General features: G+C 72.4%; 16 protein-coding genes. 9 read left to right on the forward strand and 7 right to left on the reverse strand.

The window, feature by feature from the left end:
• Window positions 1–3 precede the first annotated feature (3 nt).
• The 4 genes from ACNQOV_RS16575 to ACNQOV_RS16590 are packed head-to-tail and all read right to left on the reverse strand — an operon-like array spanning window position 4 to window position 5,355.
• On the reverse strand, window positions 4–1,785 hold the full coding sequence (locus tag ACNQOV_RS16575; RefSeq protein WP_416395918.1) for an ATP-binding cassette domain-containing protein: 1,782 nt from the start codon (window positions 1,783–1,785) through the stop codon (window positions 4–6).
• On the reverse strand, window positions 1,782–2,663 hold the full coding sequence (locus tag ACNQOV_RS16580; protein ID WP_416395920.1) for an ABC transporter permease: 882 nt from the start codon (window positions 2,661–2,663) through the stop codon (window positions 1,782–1,784). The genes ACNQOV_RS16575 and ACNQOV_RS16580 overlap by 4 nt, the downstream gene beginning before the upstream one ends.
• A complete protein-coding gene (locus tag ACNQOV_RS16585; protein WP_416395922.1) occupies window positions 2,660–3,691 on the reverse strand; it encodes an ABC transporter permease in 1,032 nt (343 codons plus the stop codon). The genes ACNQOV_RS16580 and ACNQOV_RS16585 overlap by 4 nt, the downstream gene beginning before the upstream one ends.
• A 35-nt stretch (window positions 3,692–3,726) precedes the next feature.
• A complete protein-coding gene (locus tag ACNQOV_RS16590; RefSeq protein ID WP_416395924.1) occupies window positions 3,727–5,355 on the reverse strand; it encodes an ABC transporter substrate-binding protein in 1,629 nt (542 codons plus the stop codon).
• A 32-nt stretch (window positions 5,356–5,387) separates the two neighbouring features.
• On the opposite strand from ACNQOV_RS16590, the gene ACNQOV_RS16595 reads away from it, so the two are divergent.
• A complete protein-coding gene (locus tag ACNQOV_RS16595) occupies window positions 5,388–6,002 on the forward strand; it encodes a TetR/AcrR family transcriptional regulator (protein WP_416395926.1) in 615 nt (204 codons plus the stop codon).
• A gap of 11 nt (window positions 6,003–6,013) precedes the next feature.
• Window positions 6,014–7,507 (forward strand): phospholipid carrier-dependent glycosyltransferase, encoded by a 1,494-nt coding sequence (locus tag ACNQOV_RS16600; protein WP_416395928.1) that lies wholly within the window; start codon window positions 6,014–6,016, stop codon window positions 7,505–7,507.
• Between the two features lie 125 nt (window positions 7,508–7,632).
• Here the strand turns inward: ACNQOV_RS16600 and ACNQOV_RS16605 are convergent, their stop codons facing one another.
• On the reverse strand, window positions 7,633–8,664 hold the full coding sequence (locus ACNQOV_RS16605) for a cation diffusion facilitator family transporter (RefSeq protein WP_416395930.1): 1,032 nt from the start codon (window positions 8,662–8,664) through the stop codon (window positions 7,633–7,635).
• 246 nt (window positions 8,665–8,910) lie between these two features.
• Between ACNQOV_RS16605 and ileS the strand changes: the two genes are divergently transcribed.
• From ileS to ACNQOV_RS16630, 5 genes are read left to right on the forward strand one after another with little or no spacing between them, the layout of a single operon-like run.
• Window positions 8,911–12,159, forward strand: a complete 3,249-nt coding sequence (ileS, locus tag ACNQOV_RS16610; protein ID WP_416395932.1) for an isoleucine--tRNA ligase — start codon at window positions 8,911–8,913, stop codon at window positions 12,157–12,159.
• On the forward strand, window positions 12,156–13,610 hold the full coding sequence (locus ACNQOV_RS16615) for a bifunctional folylpolyglutamate synthase/dihydrofolate synthase (protein WP_416395934.1): 1,455 nt from the start codon (window positions 12,156–12,158) through the stop codon (window positions 13,608–13,610). Before ileS ends, ACNQOV_RS16615 begins: the two co-directional genes overlap by 4 nt.
• Window positions 13,607–14,014, forward strand: a complete 408-nt coding sequence (locus ACNQOV_RS16620) for a DUF4233 domain-containing protein (RefSeq protein ID WP_022905376.1) — start codon at window positions 13,607–13,609, stop codon at window positions 14,012–14,014. Before ACNQOV_RS16615 ends, ACNQOV_RS16620 begins: the two co-directional genes overlap by 4 nt.
• A gap of 36 nt (window positions 14,015–14,050) precedes the next feature.
• Window positions 14,051–14,470: a nucleoside-diphosphate kinase gene (gene ndk, locus ACNQOV_RS16625; protein ID WP_022905375.1), complete on the forward strand. Its 420-nt coding sequence runs from the start codon at window positions 14,051–14,053 to the stop codon at window positions 14,468–14,470.
• Window positions 14,471–14,489: 19 nt separating this feature from the next.
• Window positions 14,490–15,335, forward strand: coding sequence for a DsbA family protein (locus ACNQOV_RS16630; RefSeq protein WP_416395944.1), 846 nt, complete (start codon window positions 14,490–14,492; stop codon window positions 15,333–15,335).
• A gap of 73 nt (window positions 15,336–15,408) precedes the next feature.
• Here ACNQOV_RS16630 and ACNQOV_RS16635 read toward each other — a convergent pair whose 3' ends face one another.
• Both ACNQOV_RS16635 and ACNQOV_RS16640 read right to left on the reverse strand, forming a co-directional pair.
• A complete protein-coding gene (locus tag ACNQOV_RS16635) occupies window positions 15,409–16,260 on the reverse strand; it encodes a DsbA family protein (protein ID WP_416395936.1) in 852 nt (283 codons plus the stop codon).
• A gap of 100 nt (window positions 16,261–16,360) precedes the next feature.
• Window positions 16,361–16,963 (reverse strand): vitamin K epoxide reductase family protein, encoded by a 603-nt coding sequence (locus ACNQOV_RS16640; RefSeq protein WP_416395938.1) that lies wholly within the window; start codon window positions 16,961–16,963, stop codon window positions 16,361–16,363.
• A gap of 250 nt (window positions 16,964–17,213) precedes the next feature.
• Between ACNQOV_RS16640 and ACNQOV_RS16645 the strand changes: the two genes are divergently transcribed.
• Both ACNQOV_RS16645 and ACNQOV_RS16650 read left to right on the forward strand, forming a co-directional pair.
• Window positions 17,214–20,186 (forward strand): Rne/Rng family ribonuclease, encoded by a 2,973-nt coding sequence (locus ACNQOV_RS16645; protein WP_416395940.1) that lies wholly within the window; start codon window positions 17,214–17,216, stop codon window positions 20,184–20,186.
• A 266-nt stretch (window positions 20,187–20,452) separates the two neighbouring features.
• Window positions 20,453–21,199 (forward strand): hypothetical protein, encoded by a 747-nt coding sequence (locus ACNQOV_RS16650; RefSeq protein ID WP_416395942.1) that lies wholly within the window; start codon window positions 20,453–20,455, stop codon window positions 21,197–21,199.
• The last annotated feature ends 487 nt before the right edge of the window (window positions 21,200–21,686 follow it).

The raw sequence follows: 21,686 nt of genomic DNA on the forward strand, positions 1-21,686 counted from the left end.
GCGCTACGCGGCGCCGGCCTCGGGCCGCGGGCCGGCGGCGAGCCGCTCGGCGGCGCGCAGCAAGCGCGCGGTCACGGCGTGCGTCGGACGGTCGAACACCGTCGCCGCGGAGCCGTGCTCGACCACGCGGCCCTCGTGCACGACCAGCACGTCGTCCGCCATCCGCCGGACGGCCCGGAGGTCGTGCGACACGAACACCATGGCCACACCCGTGCTGTCGCGCAGCCCCTCGAGGAGCGTCAGCACCGCGTCCTGCACCGTGGCGTCGAGTGCGGTGACCGGTTCGTCGAGCACGATGACCTCTGGCGAGGTAGCCAGCGCCCGGGCGATCGCGAGGCGCTGCCGCTGCCCACCGGACAGTGTGGACGGCGAGCGTCGGCGGAGCGCGGGGTCGAGGCCCACCTGGTCGAGCGCAGCATCGACGCGGGGACCGAGCGCACCACGGGCCGACCGCTCCGTCCCGCCCGAGAACGCGTCCGCGAGGACCCGCTCGACGCTCCACCGCTCGTCGAACGTCGCACCGGGGTCCTGCACCACCGCCGCGACCCGGTGCCGCATCGGTCGTCGTGTGCGCTCGTCGAGGGGGACCCACGGTGACGCGTCGAGCGTGACCGTGCCGGCGTCGGGCACCTCGAGGCCGAGGAGCATCCGCGCGAGCGTGGTCTTGCCGGACCCCGAGGCGCCGATCACCCCGAGGACGCGCCCGCGACCGAGCCCGAACGACACGTCCCGGACCGCGGGGACGCCGTCGAACGCGCGCGCGAGCCCCTCGGCCGCGAGCACGACGTCCGCACCGTGCGGGTCTGGTGATCCCGTGCGGTGTTGCTCGCTCGGTGCGGGGCTGGAAGGTCGCACGGGGCGGTCGTCGTCGACGTGGCTGACGGATGCCGCACTGTGCGGGGTCGGTGATCCGGTGCGGTGTTGCTCGCTCGGTGCGGGGTCAGAGGGTCGCACGGGGCGGTCGTCGTCGACCCGGCCGACGAACTCGGCACCGTGCGAGCCGCCGCGACCGCGGCCGCCCCCGCCCCCGGCCGCGCGCACCAGCGCCCGCGTCGCCTCGTGCCGGGGCGCCTCGAGGACGGACGCCACCGGTCCCTCCTCCACGACGCGCCCCTCGTGCACGACGACCACCCGGTCCGCCCACCCCGCGACGAGCCCGAGGTCGTGCGTGATCACGAGGAGCCCCGCCCCGCGCGACTGCGCCGCACGGAGCTGCTCCATCACGGTGACCGCCACCCCGGCGTCGAGCGCCGTCGTGGGCTCGTCCGCCACCACGAGCGCCGGCGAGCCCACGGTCGCCGCCGCGATGAGCGCGCGCTGCCGCATCCCGCCCGACAGTGAGCCCGCGAGCCGACCGTTGGTGGCCATCGCGGGGTCGAGCCCGACGGCCTCGAGCGCGGCGCGCACGGCCTCGACGCGCTCCGCGGCCCGCAGGTCCGTGTGCAGCCGCAGGGCGTCGGCGACCTCGCGCCCGACGGGGCGGAGCGGGTCGAGGGCGCCGAGCGCCTCCTGGCCGACGTACCCCACGCGTGACCCGCGCACGCTCCGCCACCGGCGGTCCGAGAACGCCCGGACGTCGAGCCCGGCCACCCGCAGCCGGTCGACCCGGACGGACGACCCGGGCGCCGACAGGCCGAGCGCGGCCCGGGCGGTCACGGTCTTGCCGGAGCCGGAGGCACCGACGAGGGCGACGCACTCGCCGGCCTCGACGCGCAACGCGACGTCCCGCACGACCACCGTCCCGCCGATGGCGACGGTCAACCCCTGCACGTCGAGCACGGTCATCGGATCACTCCTGTTCGTCGGATCGCCCGGCCGAGCACCGTGACCGCGGTCGCCGTGACCACGATCGCGAGGCCGGGGAAGGCGCTCATCCACGGCGCGGTCTGCAGGTACGTGCGACCGTCCGCCAGCATCGCGCCCCACTCCGGTGCCGGCGGCGGGGTCCCGACGCCGAGGTAGCTCAGCGCGGAGGCCCACACGATCGCCTGCCCGACCCCGAGCGTCCCGACGGCCACGACCGGCCAGAGGGCCGCCGGGAGCACGTGCCGCAGGGTGATCACGGCGGGGGAGCGTCCCATCAGCACGGCGGTCTCGACCACCTGCGAGCGGCGCGCACGGAGCACGAGGCCGCGCACGATCCGGGCGTACCCGGGCGCGGTGGCGAACCCGACCGCGAGCATCGCCGGGACGGGTCCGGGGCCGGTCACCGCGATGACGACCAGCGCGACGAGGAGCAGCGGGAGCGCGAACGCCACCTCGGTGAGCCGGCCGACGACCGCGTCCACGATCCGTCCGCCGAGGCCGGCCAGGACGCCGAGCGCGATGCCGACCCCGCCGCCGACGAGGGTCGCGACCACGCCCACCACGAGCGACGCCCGGGTGCCGGCGACGACCCGGGCAAGCACGTCCCGCCCGGACTCGTCGGTGCCGAACGGACTCGACCACGACGGCGCCCGGAGCGCCTCGGACGGGTGCACGGCGAGCGGGTCGCCGCCGCCGAGCAGCGCCGGCCAGGCCGCCGCGACCACGGCCAGCGCCACGATGGCGGCCGCAGTCCATCCGGCCGGGCCGAGCGTCCCCCCACGGGACCGCTCGGACCGTCCGGCAGGTGCGTCGCCCGGTGCACCGGCCCGGAGGCTCGGGTCGGCGATGCCGCTCACCGTGCGCCCGCCGTGTCCCGGGTGGCGCGCGGTGCGCGACGCCGGATCCGGTCCGCCCCGCCGGTCCCGCCGGTCCGCGGGTCCACCGCACGCTCGACGAGGTCCGCCACGGCCAGCACGACCACGTACGCCGCGGCCGACACGAGCGCGATGCCGGCGACGAGCGGCATGTCCCGCTGCGTCACCGCCGTCACGAGTGCGCGCCCGATCCCCGGCAGCGCGAACACCGACTCGACGACGACCGCACCGGACACGAGCGAACCGAACGCCCACGCGGACAGGGCGATCCCGGGGAGCGCGGCGTGCCGGAGCAGGTGCCGTCCGAAGAGCCCGGCGCGGGTCTCACCGCGGCTGCGGGCGGCGAGCGCGAACGCCGAGCGCTGCGCGTCGACCACGCCGTCCCGGACGGTCTCGGCGAGGTACCCGGCGACCGGGACCGCGACGGTGACCACCGGCAGCACCCAGCCGCGGACGGTGCCGTCGCTGACCGCCGGCACCCAGCCGAGGGCGCTGGCGAACACCACGATGAGGACGCTGCCGAGCCAGAAGTGCGGCGTGACGCTCGCGGTGACGGTGATGGCGCTCGTCAGACCCGCGGCGAACCGCCCGCGCTGCGTCGACCACCACGCGGCGACGATCGCGAGGGCCCAGGCGACGACGAGCCCGAGGACGGCGAGGGTGAGCGTCACGGGCAGCTGCTGCCCGAGGAGCGTCGCCACCGGGGTGCGGAAGGCGTAGGAGTCCCCGAGGTGCCCGGTCGCCAGTCGACCGAGGAACACCGCGTACTGCACGACCACCGGTCGGTCGAGGCCGTACTCCTGGCGGACCTGCGCGACCGCCTCGGCCGAGGCCTGCGACCCCGGGCCGCCGAGGATGGCGAGGGCGGGGTCGCCCGGGATGAGCCGGATCGCGACGAACACGATCGTGGCGACCGCCCAGAGCACCCCGACGCCGCCGGCCAGGCGGCGGAGGCCCCACAGGGCCCAGCCCGACCACCCGGTGCGCCGTGGCCGACGTCCGCGACGCAATCCGTGCCTCCTGTCCGACGATCCGGGTGTCGCGATCAGCGGTCGATCCAGGCCGTGCCGAACCACGGCGTCGAGACCGCGGTGGTCTGCACGCCGTGCACGCTCGACCGCAGCAGGAAGTGGTTCTGCTGGTCGTAGAGCGGGAGCACGGTGCCGCTCGACAGGATGGTCTGCTGCGCCTGCTCGTACAGCTTCCCGCGCTCGGACGCGTCCGAGGTCCGCGCGGCCCGCTGGAGCAGGTCGTCGAGCGCCGGGTCGTCGAGCTGGGCGAGGTTCGCGAAGTAGCCGGACGGTGCGGGCGTGATGCTCGCGGAGTCGTACAGGATGCGCAGGACGTCCGCACCGACCTTCGTGTACGGCGCGCTCACGACGTCGTACTCGTTCGCCGCGAGGGCCGCGTACCAGCTGGACAGGTCGAGCTCCTCGAGCACGACCTTGAAGCCGACCGCCTGCTCGGAGGCCTGGATCTGCTGGAACAGGCTGCGCTCCGCGGGGACCGACTGGTTCGTCGACACCGGGAACGTGACCGTCAGCTGCTTGCCGTCCTTCTCGCGGATGCCGTCGCTGCCGACCTTCCAGCCGGCGTCGTCGAGCAGCTGCTTCGCCTTCGTGGGGGAGTAGCGGAACAGACTCTTGTCCGAGTACGCGTACGGCTCGACGCTGGAGAGCACCGAGTAGGAGCGCTTCGCCGTCCCGAGGAAGAGCGACCGGATGCCGGGATCGATCTCGGCGCCGGCGATGAAGGCCTTGCGGACGGCCTCGTCGCGGAACACCCCGTGGCCGGAGTTCAGCTCGAGGCGGTTCGACGCACCGGGGCGCGGGGCGTCGAGGTCGCGGATGGACCCCTTCGACGACGCCGCCTGGATCTGGTCGGGCTGGGCGTTGTCGATGACGTCGACCTGGCCGGACTGCAGGGCCGCGTACCGCGACGTCGAATCGGGCAGGAAGCGCCACGCGATCCCGTCGAGGCGCGGCTTCGTGTCGCCGTCGAGCGGCGTGTAGTCGCTGTTCTTCCGGAGCGTGACGCGGTCGCCGTGCTTCCACCCGGTGACCTCGAACGGGCCGGTGCCGACGGGCGACTCGCAGTTGACCGCCTGCGAGCGCTCCAGTGCCTTCGGGGACTCCATGCCGACCCACGGCTGCGAGAACGACTCGAGCAGCGCGCTGTCCGGGCGGCTCAGGGTCAGCGTGACGGTGTGGTCGTCGGTGGCCGTCGCCTTCGTGATCGACTGCAGCGCGAGGTAGCCCGTGCTCGAGGCGGTCGCGGGGTCCTGCACGTGCTCGATGTTCGCCACCACGGCGGCCGCGTCGAAGGGCGTGCCGTCGGTGAACGTGACGTCGTCGCGCAGGGTGAACGTCAGGGTCGTCCCGTCGTCGCTCGTCGTCCACGACTTCGCGAGCGCCGGCACGGGCTTGCCGTCCTCGAGCGCGGTGAGCTCCTCGATGTACTGGGTGGACAGCAGCGCCTGCGGGTAGTTGCCGCCGACGTGCGGGTCGAGGCAGGTCGGCTCGGCGTCGCCCGAGGCGTAGACGAGCGTGCCGCCGTCGACGGGGGTGCTGCTCGAGCCGGCGGTGCCACCATCGGTGCAGCCCGCGAGCACGAGGAGGAGCGCGGTGGCACCGGCGACCGCGGCCGCTGTTTTCTGTACTGAGTCCAAGATCATCGCCGCACGAGTCTAGCGGTTTACTGGGGGCCATGGACGAACCGATGCGCCGCGGTGGCCGCCCCCGACGCTCGAGCGCCGAGGTGCTCGCCGACGCCGCAGCCGAGCTGTTCCTCGAGCAGGGCTACGGCCGGACGACGGTCGACCACATCGCCGCTCGGGCCGGCGTGAGCCGGGCGACCTTCTTCAACTACTTCACCGCGAAGTCCGACGTGCTCTGGCTCGACCTCGACGCCGCGGTCGCCACGCTGCCTGCGTGCCTCGCGGCCTCGACCGAGGAGTCCGCTGTCCGCGCGGTCGAGGCCGCCCTCCTCGCCACCGCCCGTGCCCACGACCCCGAGCGGGTGCCGTGGGCCATCGCGCAGGCCGAGGTGATGGGCATCGGTGACGAACTCGTCGCGAGCGTCGCGGCTCGCGTGGGCGCCCAGCACGCCGCCGTGTCGGCCTTCGTGGCCCGTCGGACCGGCGATCACCCCGCCGCCCTCTGGCCCCAGACGGTGTCCGGCGCCATGCTCGGCGCCGCCGCTGCCGCGTTCGGCGTCTGGGTGGCCGACGGCGTCGGTCGTCGCTCCCTCGTCGAGTACGTCGGCGCGGCGCTCACCCCGGTGGCCGCGGGTCTCGATCCGCTCGAGCCCCCGGCGCAATAGGCTCTCTCTCCGTGACCCGAGCGCGACCGACGATCCGAGTGGTCGCCCTCGCGGCGATCGCGCTCGCCGGGCTGTTCGTCGCGTACTGGCACATCGGCCGGCAGAGCCCCTACGTCGACGAGTTCACCTACACGCGCGCCGGGTGGGCCTACGTGCACGGGGTGCTGACCGACAACCTGCAGCACCCGCCGACCGCCAAGTACCTGTTCGGCCTCGCGCAGCTCGTCGTGGGCGAGGGCGTCCTCGGGCCCCGACTCGTCGCCGCGACCGCGTCGTTCGGCACCGGCGTCGTCCTGTTCGCCTGGCTCCGGCGGCCCGTCGGACACTGGGGCGCGCTCCTCGCGGCCGGACTGTGGTGGCTCACGCCGCGCGGCGATTCGCCGACGTGGACCGACGTCGCCTCCGGGACCGCGGCGCGCATCGACCGGCTCGCGCTGCTCGAGCCGGTCATGACGTTCTTCGCCGTCGCGGCGCTCGCCGCCGCGTGGCAGTGGGCGGCCCGGCCGAGGCGGGCGGCCGACCGGACGACGGCCTGGGACGGCTGGTGGTGGATGGCGCTCGCCGGTGCCCTGCTCGCGCTGTCGGTGACGTCGAAGGTCAGCACGGCCGTCCTCGTGCTCGCGGTCGTCGCCGTCCCGCTGCTGTTCCGCCGCTGGTCGGGACTCGTCACCGGCGGTGTCGCCGCCGCCGGGGCGTTCGCGGTGGTCTTCGTCGCGGCGTACGTGCCCGTCGGCGGCACCCGGGCGATCGCGTACATGCTCGCGTTCCAGGGGGAGCACGACACCAAGGGGCACGAGATCTCGGTCCTCGGGAAGACGTACATGCTCGCGCCGTGGTGGACGAACTTCGTGCGGGTCGTCGAGGGCGTGGGCTGGCCGGCGGTCGTCGTGCTCCTCGTCGGGATCGTCGCGGCGTTCGTGGTCCGTCCGGACCGGCTCGTCGCGCTCCTCGGCATCGCCCTCGGGATCCTCGTCGTCTTCTACGCCACCGCGAACGTCGCCCTGCCGCACTACTACCAGGCGTGGATGCCGTGGGCCGTCGCGCTCGCCGCCGTCGGGTACGCCCGGCTCGCCCGGTCGCGGCCGCCGGTGACGACCGTGGTGGCGCTCGTCCTGGTCGCCGTGACGATCGTCCCCGCGGCGGTCGTCGTGCGCACCGTCGCCGAGACCCGCACCACCGGGTACGCCCGGCTCGACGCGGCGCTCGACGCGCACGGGGTCCCGCGGACGGTCAAGGTCCTGGTGTCCGGGGCGTCGCAGCAGGCGTTCGCGGTGTTCATCGGCCACCGTGGTGCGACCCAGGCGGTGCGGTACGGCGACTACGGCGTGCTCGTCGCCGGGATCGACCCACGGTTCCCGATGGACGACGAGCTCCGGGCACTGCTCCGTGACCACCCGGACCGGTTCGAGGAGTTCCGGCTCGACGCGCTGCGGGTCTGGGTCGTGCAGGACGGGCTCACGATCCAGCGTCGCGGGGACACCGCCACGCTGGCGCCGGCCGGCTGAGACACCGAGCCGCGCGGCGCGCGCCGGCCGCCCCGCCCCGCCCCGCGCAGCGTGAGCCCGCGCAGCGTGAGCCCGCGCAGCGTGAGCCCGCGCAGCGCGAGCCCGCGCCGCCCGCCCTCGGAGCCTCAGTTCGCCCGCAGCGTCCCGGCCCCGCCCGCCGCGACGTCCTCGGCCGTGCCGTCCCGGACCACCTCCGGCACCTCCTCGCCCGTCGGGGAGAGCGACTCGTCGCCGGGGTAGCTCAGGGTGAGGACCGCCTCCTCGATGTACTGGCTCTCCTCGAGCGACTTCTCGACGTCGCGGAGCCGCACCGCGACGTGCTCCTCGACCTCGTTGCCCGTGAGGTCGACCGCTGCGACGAGGTACACCCGCGACGGACCGACGAACTCGAGGTGCAGGTAGGTGACCCGTTCGATCTGCGACCGGCCGAGCAGCTCCACGAGGACCGCGTTCTCGAGCTCCGGCGACGTGCTCTCACCGAGCAGGAACCGACGGTTGCGGTCGATGAGGACGATCGCGACGACCCCGAGCAGCACGCCGATCGCGATGGAGCCGACCGCGTCGAAGACCGCGAGGCCGGTGAGCTGGTGGAGGAACACCCCGAGGAACGCGACGACCAGACCGATCAGGGCGGCGGCGTCCTCGGCGAAGACGGCTCGCAGCGTCGGGTTCGAGGACTGCAGCACGTGGCGGAGCACCGGCACCTTCCGCTTCGTCGCCGCGCCGTGCGCCTGTCGGTACGCCTGCACGAAGCTCGTCCCCTCGAGGCAGAACGACACCGCGAGCACGATGTAGTTCAGCAGGACGTCCTCGGCCGGGCCGGTCTCGCCGAGCTCCGAGATGCCGTGGGAGATCGACACGACGGCACCGGCGGTGAAGAGGCCGAACGCGGCGAACATCGACCAGATGTAGGTCTCGCGCCCGTACCCGAGCGGGTGCCGGGCGTCGCGCTTGCGGGCGCCACGCCGTTCCGCGACGAGCAGGAAGATCTCGTTGCCGGTGTCGGCCCACGAGTGTGCGGCCTCGGCCACCATCGAGGCCGATCCGGAGATCAGGGAGGCGATCGTCTTGGCGATCGCGACGAGCAGGTTCGCGCCGAACGCGATGATGACGGTCAGCAGGGATTCGGGACGATCCTGCTCGGAAGAGTCGGGCATCGCTCCAGCATGCTCCCGTCCGCTAAACTCGTGTGCACAGGCGTCGATCCGGCCATCACCGGGGAGCCTCCGGAAGAACCCGGCAGTCGGCACGATCGACGGCCGGCAGTAGAACCGGGCGGACCGGGCCGCACAGCCCCGGCAACGAGCGGTCGGCCACAGCGCGAGCGGTGGTCGGCAAGCGAGGTGGTACCGCGGAGTGTGCTCCGTCCTCGTGGAGATCGAGCGAACCCACAAGGAGTCCCGGTGCCGTACCCGCTGAACGCCGATGCCGATGGCGTCGTCCCCTCGCCGTCCTTCCCCGCCGTCGAGCGGGGGATCCTCGCCTTCTGGAAGGGCGACCGCACGTTCCAGGCGTCGATCGACCAGCGTGAGGGCTGCCCCGAGTGGACCTTCTACGACGGCCCGCCGTTCGCGAACGGCCTGCCGCACTACGGGCACCTGCTGACCGGCTACGCCAAGGACGTCTTCCCGCGCTACCAGACGATGCGCGGCAAGCAGGTGCACCGTCGCTTCGGCTGGGACACGCACGGGCTGCCCGCCGAGCTCGAGGCCATGCGCCAGCTCGGCATCACCGAGAAGCACGAGATCGACGAGATGGGCGTGGACGTCTTCAACGCCGCCGCCAAGAAGTCCGTCCTGCAGTACACCGACGAGTGGCAGCAGTACGTCACCCGCCAGGCGCGCTGGGTCGACTTCGAGGACGACTACAAGACCCTCGACACCACGTTCATGGAGAGCGTGCTGTGGGCGTGGAAGCAGCTCTGGGACAAGGGCCTCGCGTACGAGGGCTTCCGGGTCCTGCCGTACTGCTGGAACGACCAGACGCCGCTGTCGAACCACGAGCTGCGCATGGACGACGACGTCTACAAGATGCGCCAGGACCAGTCCGTCACGGTCTCGTTCCCGCTGCACGGCGACCGCGCTGCCGCGCTCGACCTGACGGGTGTGCGCGCGCTCGCCTGGACGACGACCCCCTGGACGCTGCCGACGAACGCCGCCCTCGCGGTCGGCCCGGAGATCGCCTACGCGGTCGTCCCGGCAGGGCCAGGAGGCGCGGCTGACGGTGTCGAGGCCGGCTCGGCGTCGTACCTGCTCGCGTCCGACACCGTGGCCGCGCACGCGAAGGACCTCGGCTACGAGACGGCCGAGGACGCCGCTGCCGCGGTCGTCCGCACCCTGACGGGCGCGGAGCTCGACGGCGTGGAGTACGAGCGCCTGTTCGACTTCCTCGCGGACGCCGAGGGCATGGACAACGCCTGGAAGATCCTCGTCGCTGACTACGTCGAGACGGGCGAGGGCACGGGCATCGTGCACCAGGCCCCGGCGTACGGCGCCGACGACCAGGAGGTCTGCGCCGCCGCGGGGATCCCCGTGGTGCTCTCCCTCGACGAGGGCGGCGTCTTCACCGCGCAGTTCGGCGAGGTCGCCGGCCTCCTCTGGTCGGACGCGAACAAGCCGCTCACCAAGGCGGTCCGCGACGCCGGGCGGCTGCTCCGCCAGGCGTCCTACGAGCACAGCTACCCGCACTGCTGGCGGTGCCGGAAGCCCCTCATCTACAAGGCCGTGTCCTCGTGGTTCGTGCGGGTCACCGACATCCGCGACCGCATGGGCGAGCTGAACCAGGACATCAACTGGGTGCCGGACAACGTCAAGGACGGCCAGTTCGGCAAGTGGGTCGGGAACGCCATCGACTGGTCGGTGTCGCGCAACCGGTACTTCGGCACGCCGATCCCGGTGTGGCAGTCGGACGACCCCGAGCACCCGCGCACCGACGTGTACGGCTCGCTCGAGGAGATCGAGCGCGACTTCGGTCGCCTGCCCGTGAACGCCGACGGCGAGGTCGACCTGCACCGTCCGTTCATCGACGACCTGACGCGCCCGAACCCGGACGACCCGACGGGGGACTCGACGATGCGCCGGATCACCGACGTGTTCGACGTCTGGTTCGACTCCGGCTCGATGCCCTACGCCCAGGTGCACTACCCGTTCGAGAACCGGGAGTGGTTCGAGTCGCACAACCCGGCCGACTTCATCGTCGAGTACATCGGGCAGACGCGCGGCTGGTTCTACGTCATGCACGTGCTGTCCACCGCGCTGTTCGACCGGCCGGCGTACCAGAACGTCATCAGCCACGGCATCGTGCTCGGTTCCGACGGCCAGAAGATGTCGAAGTCGCTCCGCAACTACCCGGACGTCTCCGAGGTGTTCGACCGCGACGGCGCCGACGCGATGCGCTGGTTCCTCATGTCGTCGTCGGTGATCCGCGGCGGCAACCTCGTCGTCACCGAAGAGGGCATCCGCCAGGGCGTCCGCGAGTTCCTGCTGCCGCTCTGGTCGACGTACTACTTCTTCACCCTCTACGCCAACGCCTCCGGGGCGGACGGGTACCAGGCGTCGCGGAGCACGGCGAGCACCGATGTCCTCGACCGCTACCTGCTCGCGAAGACCCGGGTCCTGGTGTCCGACGTGCAGCGGCACCTCGACGCGCTCGACACCCCGCTCGCGGCCCAGGCCGTGCGCGACTTCGCCGACGTCCTGACCAACTGGTACGTGCGCCGCTCCCGCGACAAGTTCTGGCTCGGCGCGGAGTCCTCGCCCGAGGCCCGCGCGGCGTTCGACACGCTGTACACCGTGCTCGAGACGCTCACCCGCGTCGCCGCCCCGCTCGCCCCGCTCGTCACCGAGGAGATCTGGAAGGGCCTGACCGGTGGCCGCAGCGTCCACCTCGAGGACTTCCCGGACGCCGACGAGTTCCCGGCCGACGACGCGCTCGTCGACGCCATGGACCGCGTGCGCGACGTCGCCTCGAAGGGGCTCGCGCTCCGCAAGGCGACCGGTCGTCGCGTCCGTCTGCCGCTCGCGACGCTGACGCTCGTCGTCCCCGACCCGGGCGCGATCGAGCCGTTCGCGGACATCCTCCGCGACGAGCTCAACGTGAAGCGGGTCGTGCTCGAGCAGCAGGAGGAGTCCTCGCTCGGCCGGTACGGCATCGAGCGCAAGCTCACCGTGAACGCCCGTGCCGCGGGACCGCGCATCGGCAAGCAGGTCCAGCAGGTGATCCCGGCCGCCAAGCGGGGCGACTGGGTCGCGACCGAGTCCGGCGTCACGGTCGGCGGGATCGACCTCGTCGCGGGCGAGTACACGCTCGACCTCACGGTCGCCGACGACGCCGTCGCGGTGGCCTTCCTCGACGGCGGCGGCTTCGCGGTGCTCGACACCGTGACCACCCCCGAGCTCGAGGCCGAGGGCCTCGCCCGCGACGTCGTGCGTGCCGTCCAGCAGGCCCGTCGCGACGCCGACCTCGACGTGAGCGACCGCATCGTGCTGACCCTCGGGGTGGACGACGTCGCCGACGCGGCGGTCCGCACCCACCAGCAGCTCATCGCGGGGGAGACCCTGGCGACGGGTGTCGAGATCGTGCCCCTCGGGGCCGGTACCACCACCGACGTCGGTGACGGTGCCAAGGTGTCCGTGGAGGTGGCACGCGCATGAGCGAACACGACGACGAGATCGGCGACGAGACCCCGGACGGCATCGAGATCCCGGTCGGCCCGGTCGGCGACCAGGCTCCGGCCGACACGGTTCCCTACGGCGGGGACGACGACGATGTGAAGCGCGTCGAGGCGGCGCTGTACGCCCGCATCGGCGAGCAGGCACCGGAGCACCGGCTGTCGGCGACCCGGCGTGCCGTCGAGCTCCTCGGCGACCCGCACCTGTCCTACCCGGTGATCCACCTGACCGGCACCAACGGCAAGACCTCGACCGCCCGGATGGCCGAGAGCATCGTCCGGGCGCACGGTCTCCGGACCGGTCTCATGACGAGCCCGCACCTGGTGTCGATCCGGGAGCGCATCGTCATCGACGGCGCCCCGATCCAGCCGGACCGCTTCGTCGAGAACTGGGACGACATCGCTCCGATCCTCGAGATGACCGACCAGGAGCTCACGGCCAAGGGCGAGCTCCCGCTGACCTTCTTCGAGGCGCTGACCGTCCTCGCCCTGGCGTGCTTCGCCGAGGCCCCGGTCGACGTCGCCGTGATCGAGGTCGGCATGGGCGGTGAGTGGGACTCCACCAACGTGGTGCAGAGCCAGGTGGCGGTGTTCACGCCGATCGCGATCGACCACGCCAAGCAGCTCGGCAGCACCGTCGCCGAGATCGCCCGGACGAAGTCGGGCATCATCAAGCCCGCGTCGTCGGTCGTGTCGAGCGCGCAGGCCCCCGAGGCGCTCGCGGAGCTCCAGCGCGCCGCCGAGCTCACCGAGTCGACCCTGGCCGTCGAGGGCGAGGCGTTCCGGGTCGTCGACGTGACGCCGGCCGTCGGCGGGCAGCTCATCACCGTGCAGGGCGTCGCCGGTCGGTACGACGACCTCTTCCTGCCGCTGTTCGGCCGCCACCAGGCCGACAACGCCGCCGTGGCGATCGCGGCCGTCGAGGCCTTCCTCGGCCGCGGCTCCCAGCCCCTCGACGAGGACGTCCTGTCCGAGGGGCTGGCCGGCGCGACGAGCCCCGGCCGGCTCCAGCCGATCGCCCAGGACCCGACCGTCGTGGTCGACGCGGCGCACAACCCGCACGGCGCCCGTGCCCTCGCCGAGGCGCTGCCCGTGGCGTTCCCGTCCGGCCACGTGGTCGGCGTCGTGGGGATCCTCGGCGACAAGGACGCCCGCGGGTTCGTCCGCGCGCTCAAGGACACGGTGGCGACCTTCGTGGTGACCCAGCCACCGGGGGAGCGTGCGCTCGACGCGGACGCGTTCGCGCGCGTCGTCGTCGACGAGGTCGGCGAGGACCGGGTGGTCGTCGAGCCGTCCCTCGCGGCCGCCCTGCAGGAGGCGCGCGACCTCGCCGACGACGCCGAGGCGGACGACGCCATGGTGCTCGTCGCCGGCTCGATCGTGATGGTGGGCCGGGTCATGGACCTGGTCCACGCGGAGGGCGAGGCGAAGTGACGGAGCCGAGCCGCGCCTCCAGGCCCGCCCGGGTGCGGAAGCCGCGTCGCGAACGCGGCGCGCGCGAGAGCCTGCTGTCGATCAGCCTCGTGCTCGAGGCGATCATGTTCTTCTTCCCGATGCTCGTCGTCTTCGGCAAGGGGACCCTGCCGCCGGCGGTCGCGTTCGGCGGTGGCATCGGTGCGATGGTCGTGCTGGCGCTGGCCTCACGTCTGACCGGCAACCGGGCCGGTGTAGGGTTCGGGTGGCTGCTGCAGGCGGCCATCCTCGCCACCGGGTTCATCGAACCGTTCATGTTCGCCGTGGCCGTGGTGTTCCTGGCGCTGTGGGTCTTCTGCTTCGTCAAGGGCGGTCAGCTCGACCGTCAGAACGCCGCGAGACGCGCGGCCCTCGGCGAGGACTGACCACCCCGTTCGACCACGAAACACCAGGAGTTCTGCGTGTCCGATCTCGAAGAGACCCTCGTCCTCGTCAAGCCCGACGGCGTCGCCCGCCAGCTCACCGGTGAGATCCTCCGCCGGATCGAGGCCAAGGGCTACGAGATCGTCGACCTGAAGATGCTGACGGCGCCCCGCGACCTGCTCGACGCCCACTACGAGGAGCACCAGGGCAAGCCGTTCTTCGAGCCGCTCGTCGAGTTCATGCAGTCCGGCCCGGTCGTCGCCGTGCGCCTCGCCGGCAACGGCGTGATCGCCGGCTTCCGGTCGCTCGCCGGCACCACCGACCCGACCTCGGCCGCCCCCGGCACCATCCGCGGCGACCTCGGCCGCGACTGGGGCCTCAAGGTCCAGCAGAACCTCGTGCACGGCTCGGACAGCCCCGAGTCGTCGGCACGCGAGCTCGCCCTCTGGTTCGCCTGAGCCCCGGGAGCGCCGCGTGATGAACAACGACCGTCCCTCGAAGAACGAGCGTCGCCAGCACGCCCGTGACGTCGCCCGGCAGCGGGCCGAGGCCGAGAAGCGCCGCAAGCGTCGCAACCGCTGGTTCCTGCAGGGCGGCATCGGCCTCGGCATCATCGCGATCGCGGCCGTCGTCGCCATCGTCGTCGTGAACGTGAACAACCAGCCCGCCGTGTCCGCGGCCGGACCGAAGAACATGGCGACCGGCGCGATCCAGTTCACCGGCAGCGGCGGCGAGGTCACCCCGGTGACCACCCCGGCGGTCGGCGCGTCCGCGACCCCGTCGGCCGTGCCCACCGCGGCCGCCGACGGGAAGGTCCAGGTCACCGAGTACGTCGACTGGGCCTGCCCGGTCTGCAAGCAGTTCGAGGCGGCCTACGCCGACCAGATCCTCGACAAGGTGAAGTCCGGGGACGCGACGCTCGCGATCCAGCCCGTGTCGATCCTCGACCGCAGCTACCAGAACTCGCGCTACGCCAGCCGTGCCGCGAACGCCGCGATGTGCGTCGCGAACTACGCCCCGGACACGTTCCTCGACGTCCAGACGCAGTTCTTCGACAACCAGCCGGAGGAGGGCACGAAGGGCCTGACGAACGCCGAGATCGCGAAGCTCGTGAAGGCGGGCGGCGCGACCGGTTCGGACGTCTCCTCGTGCCTGTCGAGCGAACGGTTCCGCGGCTGGGTGACGAAGTCCACGAACGCCGTGCTGGCCGATCCCGCACTGCAGGGCACGCAGGGCTTCGGCACGCCGACCGTCCTCGTGAACGGCAAGAAGATCGCCACGCTGACGGACGTCATCACCGAGATCGACGCTGCGTCGAAGTAGCACGCACCACGAACGACGGCCCCCACTCCCGGCCGGGAGCGGGGGCCGTCGTCGTACCGGCGCCGGGGTGGGACTACGCCTTCCCACCGTTCTGCTCGACGAACGCCGCGAACGCGTCCGTGTCGGTGAGCGAGCCGTTGTACTGCTTGCCGTTCACGATCACGGTAGGGGTCCCGGTGACCTTGTCGAGCGACGAGTTCGGGATCGGGTCGTTCAGCACCCGGTTCGTCGCGTCGGCGACCCACCCGGCGAACGTCTGGTCCGTGATGCAGGACGCCACGTGCTCGTTCGTCGCCCCGGCGGCCTTCGCCAGCGATGCGAGCTTGTCGTTCGTCAGGCCGCGGGTGCTCTCGGACGGCTGGTTCTCGTAGAGCGACGTGTTGTACGCCAGGAACGCGTCCGGGTCGTAGTTCGCGACGCAGGCCGCGGCTGCCGCCGAGCGCGTCGAGTACTTCGACCCGAGCGACACGCGGTCGAGCAGGTTGAACGGGTGCAGCTCGAGCGTCGCCGAGCCGTCCTGCACCCACTGCTTGATCTGGGACATCTGACTGGTCTCGAACTGGTTGCAGTACGGGCACATGTAGTCCGAGTACACGGTGATGTTCGCGACCGAGTCGTCCTGCTTCGTGGGCGTCGGCGTCCCGCCCTCCGGCGTCGCCTTGGTGGTCACGGGGACGATCTGCCCGTTCGAGCCCTTCAGGAGCACGCCGTCGCTCGCCATGTTCCTCGGCCCGGGGCCCGCGGGCTGCACGGAGTTCGCGACCACCACGACGACGATCGCGGCGACCGCGAGCGCACCCACGATGATGCCGCTGATCCCCAGCGTCTTGTTGCGGCGTCGACGCGCCTGCTCCTTCGCGCGGGCGAGGCGTGCGCGCTCCCGCGCCGCCTCCCGCCGGGCCTTCTTGCTCTCGTTCTCGCTCATCGCCATCGAGCGTAGGTCGAACGGGTGTGCCGATCGGCCGATCTGGCTGGGAAGGACCCAGGAATTCGATGACGCGTCATCGGTGACGCTCAGCGGACGATCAGAAGGACGAGAGGATCGTCGGGAACTTGATGAGGATCGTGACCACGATGAACAGGTAGTTCGCCAGCGGGAACGCCCAGCAGAACGGCAGCAGGGTCCGGCCGACCCGCTGTGCGCCGGCGCCGAAACGCCCCTGTGCGGCGTTCCAGATCGTGAACACCCAGAACATCGGGATCGTCATAGACCAGACGAGCATGCACCAGGGGCACAGCGCGCCGATGAACCACACGGTCTGGGTGAAGAGCCACGTGACGAACACCCACGCCAGGAACACGCCCGCGTTGAACGCGATCCAGAACCACCGCGAGCCGTTCCGGAACCCGGCGAGGAGCATGACCGCGACCGCGATCGGCGCGACGAAGCCCATCACGCCGAGCAGTGGGTTCGGGAAGCCGAACAGGTGACCCTGCCAGCTGGCCATCACGTCGGAGCAGCTGATGAACGGGTTGACGTCGCACGACAGGGCCTGCTTCGGGTTCGCGTACTTGGCGAACTCGTCGAGGACGAGGGAGAAGGACCCGAACAGGCCCACCACGCCGGTGACCAGGAGGAAGAGGGCCATGGCGATCGGACGGCGGGCTGCGGGTGCTGGCGTGCTCACGGCGTCATCATCGCACGCTCGATCCGGTCCTTTCCCGGTGCGGCATGCGATAATCCTCGGAGGTCGTGCGGCCATCCGCACGACGACGAAAGCTTTCCGGGCCCAGCCCGGACGATCAGGTGCGGTGAGAGCGCACCGTGACCGGGACGCGCGTCACTCCGACGCCGAGCCGATCGGGCCGGGTGCCCGACGGAACGGCTGCGGACACCACAAGTTGACGCACCGGCCACAAGACAGCGAACGCGGGGGCGTGGTCGCCACCCGCTACAACTACAGAATTCCCGCCGTCCGTCAGGACGCGAGCGGGGTCAAGGAGTGCACCAGGTCCATGGTGGAGCAGAACAACGACAACACGAACAACGAAGAAGTCGCACCGAAGCGTCGCAGCCGCCTGTTCGGCGGTCGGCGTGCCCGGTCGACCGGCCAGGAGGCACGGGGGGACGCCCTGCAGACGGGTCCCGTCGAGCAGGTGACCGGGTCCCCGGCAGACGGCGTCTCCGACGCCGGCGACGCTCCGACGGAGGTCGGCGCGGAGGCGCTCGCGGTGACGGACGCAACGCCGGACGCCGGGGGAGCGCCGGAGGCGCCCACCGTGTCGGTCGCCGTCGAGGCGACCGCCGGCGGTGACGAGCCGCACGACGTCAGCACCCTCACCGGCGACCTGCCGGTGATCGCCGTCGGTGACGACGCCGAGACCGCTGCCGCACCGGCCGCCACGGCCGGGGCGGACGTGAGCCGTGCCTCCAGTCCGGCGGAGCCCGCCGACGAGCCGTTCGTCCCCAAGGCGACCAGCACGCTCAGCCTGATCTTCCACGCGCCGGTGCTGCCGGACCTGCCCGAGCGCGCGCCGCGGCACGACGAGGACGACGACGACGAGCAGCCCGGTGGCCGTCGTCGCTCGCGCCGTCGCGGCACGAGCGCCGACCGCGAGGGCCGTGAGCCGCGCGAGGGCCGTGAGCCGCGTGAGCCGCGCGACCACCTGGAGCCCCGCCGCCGCGAGGTCGAGTACATCACCGAGCCGCAGAAGGTGAAGGGCTCGACGCGACTCGAGGCCAAGAAGCAGCGCCGTCGCGACGGTCGCGACGCCGGACGGCGTCGCCAGGTCGTCACCGAGGACGAGTTCCTCGCCCGTCGCGAGAGCGTCGACCGGCAGATGATCGTCCGGTCGAGCGCCTCGAAGATCGAGATCGGCGTGCTCGAGGACGGCATCCTCGCCGAGCACTACGTGACGAAGTCGCACAACGTGTCGCTCATCGGCAACGTGTACCTCGGCAAGGTGCAGAACGTGCTGCCCTCGATGGAGGCGGCGTTCGTCGACATCGGCCGCGGGCGCAACGCCGTGCTGTACGCCGGCGAGGTCGACTGGAACTCGGTCGACACCGGCAACCACGGCCGTCGCATCGAGGCCGCGCTGAAGCCGGGTGACAAGGTGCTCGTGCAGGTCACGAAGGACCCGGTCGGCCACAAGGGCGCCCGTCTGACGAGCCAGGTCTCGCTGCCCGGTCGCTACCTCGTGTACGTGCCGAACGGCTCGATGAACGGCATCTCCCGCAAGCTGCCGGACACCGAGCGGGCGCGGCTGAAGAAGATCCTCAAGGAGGTCCTCCCGGAGCACGCGGGTGTCATCGTCCGCACCGCCGCCGAGGGCGCCACCGAGGAGCAGCTCACCCGCGACGTGCAGCGCCTCACCAGCCAGTGGGAGGCGATCCAGAAGAAGGTCGCGAACGGCCAGGCGCCGGTCATGCTCCACTCGGAGCCCGACCTGCTCGTGAAGATCGTCCGCGACGTCTTCAACGAGGACTTCACGAAGCTCATCATCGACGGGTCCGCCGCGCGCGAGACCATCGACGAGTACCTCACCGCGGTCGCGCCCGACCTCAAGGACCGGGTGGAGATCTACGACGGGCCCGACTCGTTCGAGGAGCACCGCCTCAACGAGCAGATCGAGAAGGCGCTCGACCGCAAGGTGTGGCTGCCCTCCGGTGGCTCGCTCGTGATCGACCGCACCGAGGCCATGACCGTCGTCGACGTCAACACGGGGAAGTTCGTCGGGTCCGGCGGCAACCTCGAGGAGACCGTCACGAAGAACAACCTCGAGGCGGCCGAGGAGATCGTCCGGCAGCTCCGCCTGCGCGACATCGGCGGCATCATCGTCGTCGACTTCATCGACATGGTGCTCGAGTCGAACCGCGACCTCGTGCTGCGTCGCCTCATCGAGTGCCTCAGCCGTGACCGCACGAAGCACCAGGTCGCCGAGGTCACCTCGCTCGGCCTCGTGCAGATGACCCGCAAGAAGATCGGTGTCGGCCTCCGCGAGTCCCTCGACGAGGTCAACGCCAAGGTCAACGACAACAACGCCGACCCGGGGCCGTCCAAGAGCCGTCGGAAGAGCCGCGGCGGGGCCGGCAACGGCAACGGGAACACCTCCGGCAACGGCGGGGGCAACGGTTCGTCGTCGAACGGGTCGTCGAACAGCTCGCACGCGCACCAGATCACGGACGACGTGAAGAACGCGCTGTCCCGGATCGCCGCTTCGACAATCCCGCACGAGGAGCACGACGGGGCCGCGGCTCCGGCCTCCGCGCCGTCGGCCGGGTCGGGTGCGTCGGAGGCGTCGGCATCGGCTGCGTCGGAGGCATCGGCTGCGTCGGCCGCGTCGGCTGCGGATGCGCCTGCGTCCGACAGCGAGCAGCCGTCCGGACCGAAGCGTCGTCGTCGTCGCGGTGGTCGCGGTGCCGGTGCACCCGAGTCGACGGTGGAGACCGCTTCCGGCTCGTCGGACACGTCCGGTGCGCCGGCTGCGTCCGAGCCTGCTGCCGCTCCTGCCGCTGCTCCTGCTGCTGCCGCTCCTGCTGCTTCCGGTGCTGCTCCTGCGGCTGCGGCCGAGCCGGTCGCTGCCGCTCCGGCTGCTGCTCCGGTCGCCGAGGAGGCCCCGGTCAAGGCGCCGACTCGACGCCGCGTGAGCTCGAGCGCCCCGGTGACGCCGACCGAGACGTCCGTCGCGATCCTGGACATCCCGATCGCGGCGACGAAGCGCGAACCGCGCCGGGTCAGCGGCGACGCCGAGTCCCTGCTCGACTCCGTCCTGCAGGCGCTCCCGGAGCCCAAGCAGCCGGGGCAGGGGCGTTCGCGGTCCCGTCGTGTCTCGTCCCCGAGCATCAGCGCGCCGGCGACGGCCGAGGGTGACGACACCGACGACGGCGCCGTGATCCTGGGGAACTGACGATGTCGAACCCCGGCGACCCGCAGCGGTCGCAGCACGATCGCGGGTACTACGGCGCGGGCTGGTCACAGCCCGCGCCGCCGGCGCAGCCGTACGGGGCGCCCCAGGGTGGTTCGGACCCGGGCGCGCCGCATGGTGCGCCCTACGCGGGTGCACCGCAGGGCGGGCCGTACGCGGGCGCGCCGTACCGAGGTGCGCCGTACCCGGCTCCCCGACCGCCCCGGGCAGCGGCGGACCCGCGCCGGGCCTTCGCGCCGGGAGCCTCGGTGACGAACACCGCCGGGGCGCTCATCGCGGTCGTGTCGATCGTGCTCGTCGAGTTCGTCTCGGGCCTCATCGGGTTGCTCGGCGCCTCGTTCGTCGTGCACCCGTTCGCCAGCTACGGCGCCGGCGGCAGCCTCATCGGCGGGTTCGTGTCCGGGGTCTTCGCCGCGCCGTTCCCGTTCTACGCCGGAGCGTTCCTCGCCCTGGCGTTCCTCACGCCCATCGACCGTCGGAGTCCGCTGCCGACGGTCCTCCTCCGTGCCGTGCTCGCCGGAGCCGCCGGCACCATCGCGCTCGCGCTCGTCGGGGTGTTCACGGGGACCTTCGGTGCCGTCCGGTCCGGAGGCGCGCAGATCCTCATCGACGTCGTCACCCGGCCGCTGCAGTCCGGTGTGCCGTTCACGCTCATGCTCATCGCGACCTCCACCGCGGCGTGGCTCTGGCTCGGGCGTCCCCGGGGCGGTCGTCGGGCGCTCGGGGCTCCCGGCACGCCCGGGACGGTCCGTCCGGCCGACGCCGTGCCCCCGGCGACGGTGCAGTCCGGCGCGTCGGGTGTGCAGGGCCAGCCGGGAGGGCAGGGCCACCCGGGTCCCTCCGGCCAGCCGCCGCACGGCCAGCCGGGACAGTCCGGACAGGCGGGTGCTGGTCAGCCGGGTGCTGGTCAGCCGGGTGCGCAGTGGCCGCCGGTGCCCCCGTCCGCGCCGCCGCAGGCTCCGTCGAACCCCTGGGGTCCTCCGGCCGCTCGCTGACCGCTCAGCGGCCCGCTGTGGCCTCGTGGGCCGTTCGCGGCCCCGTTCGCTGGGTCGCGCGGTGGTGCGGCGTTCGGCGTTCGTTGCCGGGTGCGAGGTTGCACGCGTGGTGCGCGCTTGTGGCGCCGCACGGAGTGCGCGACCGCGCACGGTGCGGCGTGGCGAGCGTGTGCCGCGCCTCCTGGCTGCCGTGGTGCGGCGTTCGTTGCCGGGTGCGAGGTTGCACGCGTGGTGCGCGCTTGTGGCGCCGCACGGTGCGGTCAACCTCGCACGGAGTGCGCAACCGCGCACGGTGCGGCGTGGCGGGCGTGTGTCGCGCCTCCTGGCTGCCGTGGGGCGGCGTTCGTCGCCGGGTGCGAGGTTGCACGCGTGGTGCGCGCTTGTGGCGCCGCACGGTGCGGGCAACCTCGCACCGAGTGCACGACCGCGCACGGTGCGCCAGCGCACCACCATCGCCACCGCCCCGTCGCCGCGCGCAGCCGCCGCC

The organism is Curtobacterium sp. LFS084, from assembly GCF_047977705.1.
Taxonomy (GTDB): Bacteria; Actinomycetota; Actinomycetes; order Actinomycetales; family Microbacteriaceae; genus Curtobacterium.

Coding starts and splice junctions, on each gene's coding strand:
- ACNQOV_RS16615 (WP_416395934.1), top strand. CDS start 12,156: ATGAGCGAACACGACGACGAGATCGGCGACGAGACCCCGGACGGCATC.
- ACNQOV_RS16605 (WP_416395930.1), bottom strand. CDS start 8,664: ATGCCCGACTCTTCCGAGCAGGATCGTCCCGAATCCCTGCTGACCGTC.
- ACNQOV_RS16635 (WP_416395936.1), bottom strand. CDS start 16,260: ATGAGCGAGAACGAGAGCAAGAAGGCCCGGCGGGAGGCGGCGCGGGAG.
- ACNQOV_RS16590 (WP_416395924.1), bottom strand. CDS start 5,355: ATGATCTTGGACTCAGTACAGAAAACAGCGGCCGCGGTCGCCGGTGCC.
- ACNQOV_RS16630 (WP_416395944.1), top strand. CDS start 14,490: ATGAACAACGACCGTCCCTCGAAGAACGAGCGTCGCCAGCACGCCCGT.
- ACNQOV_RS16575 (WP_416395918.1), bottom strand. CDS start 1,785: ATGACCGTGCTCGACGTGCAGGGGTTGACCGTCGCCATCGGCGGGACG.
- ACNQOV_RS16595 (WP_416395926.1), top strand. CDS start 5,388: ATGGACGAACCGATGCGCCGCGGTGGCCGCCCCCGACGCTCGAGCGCC.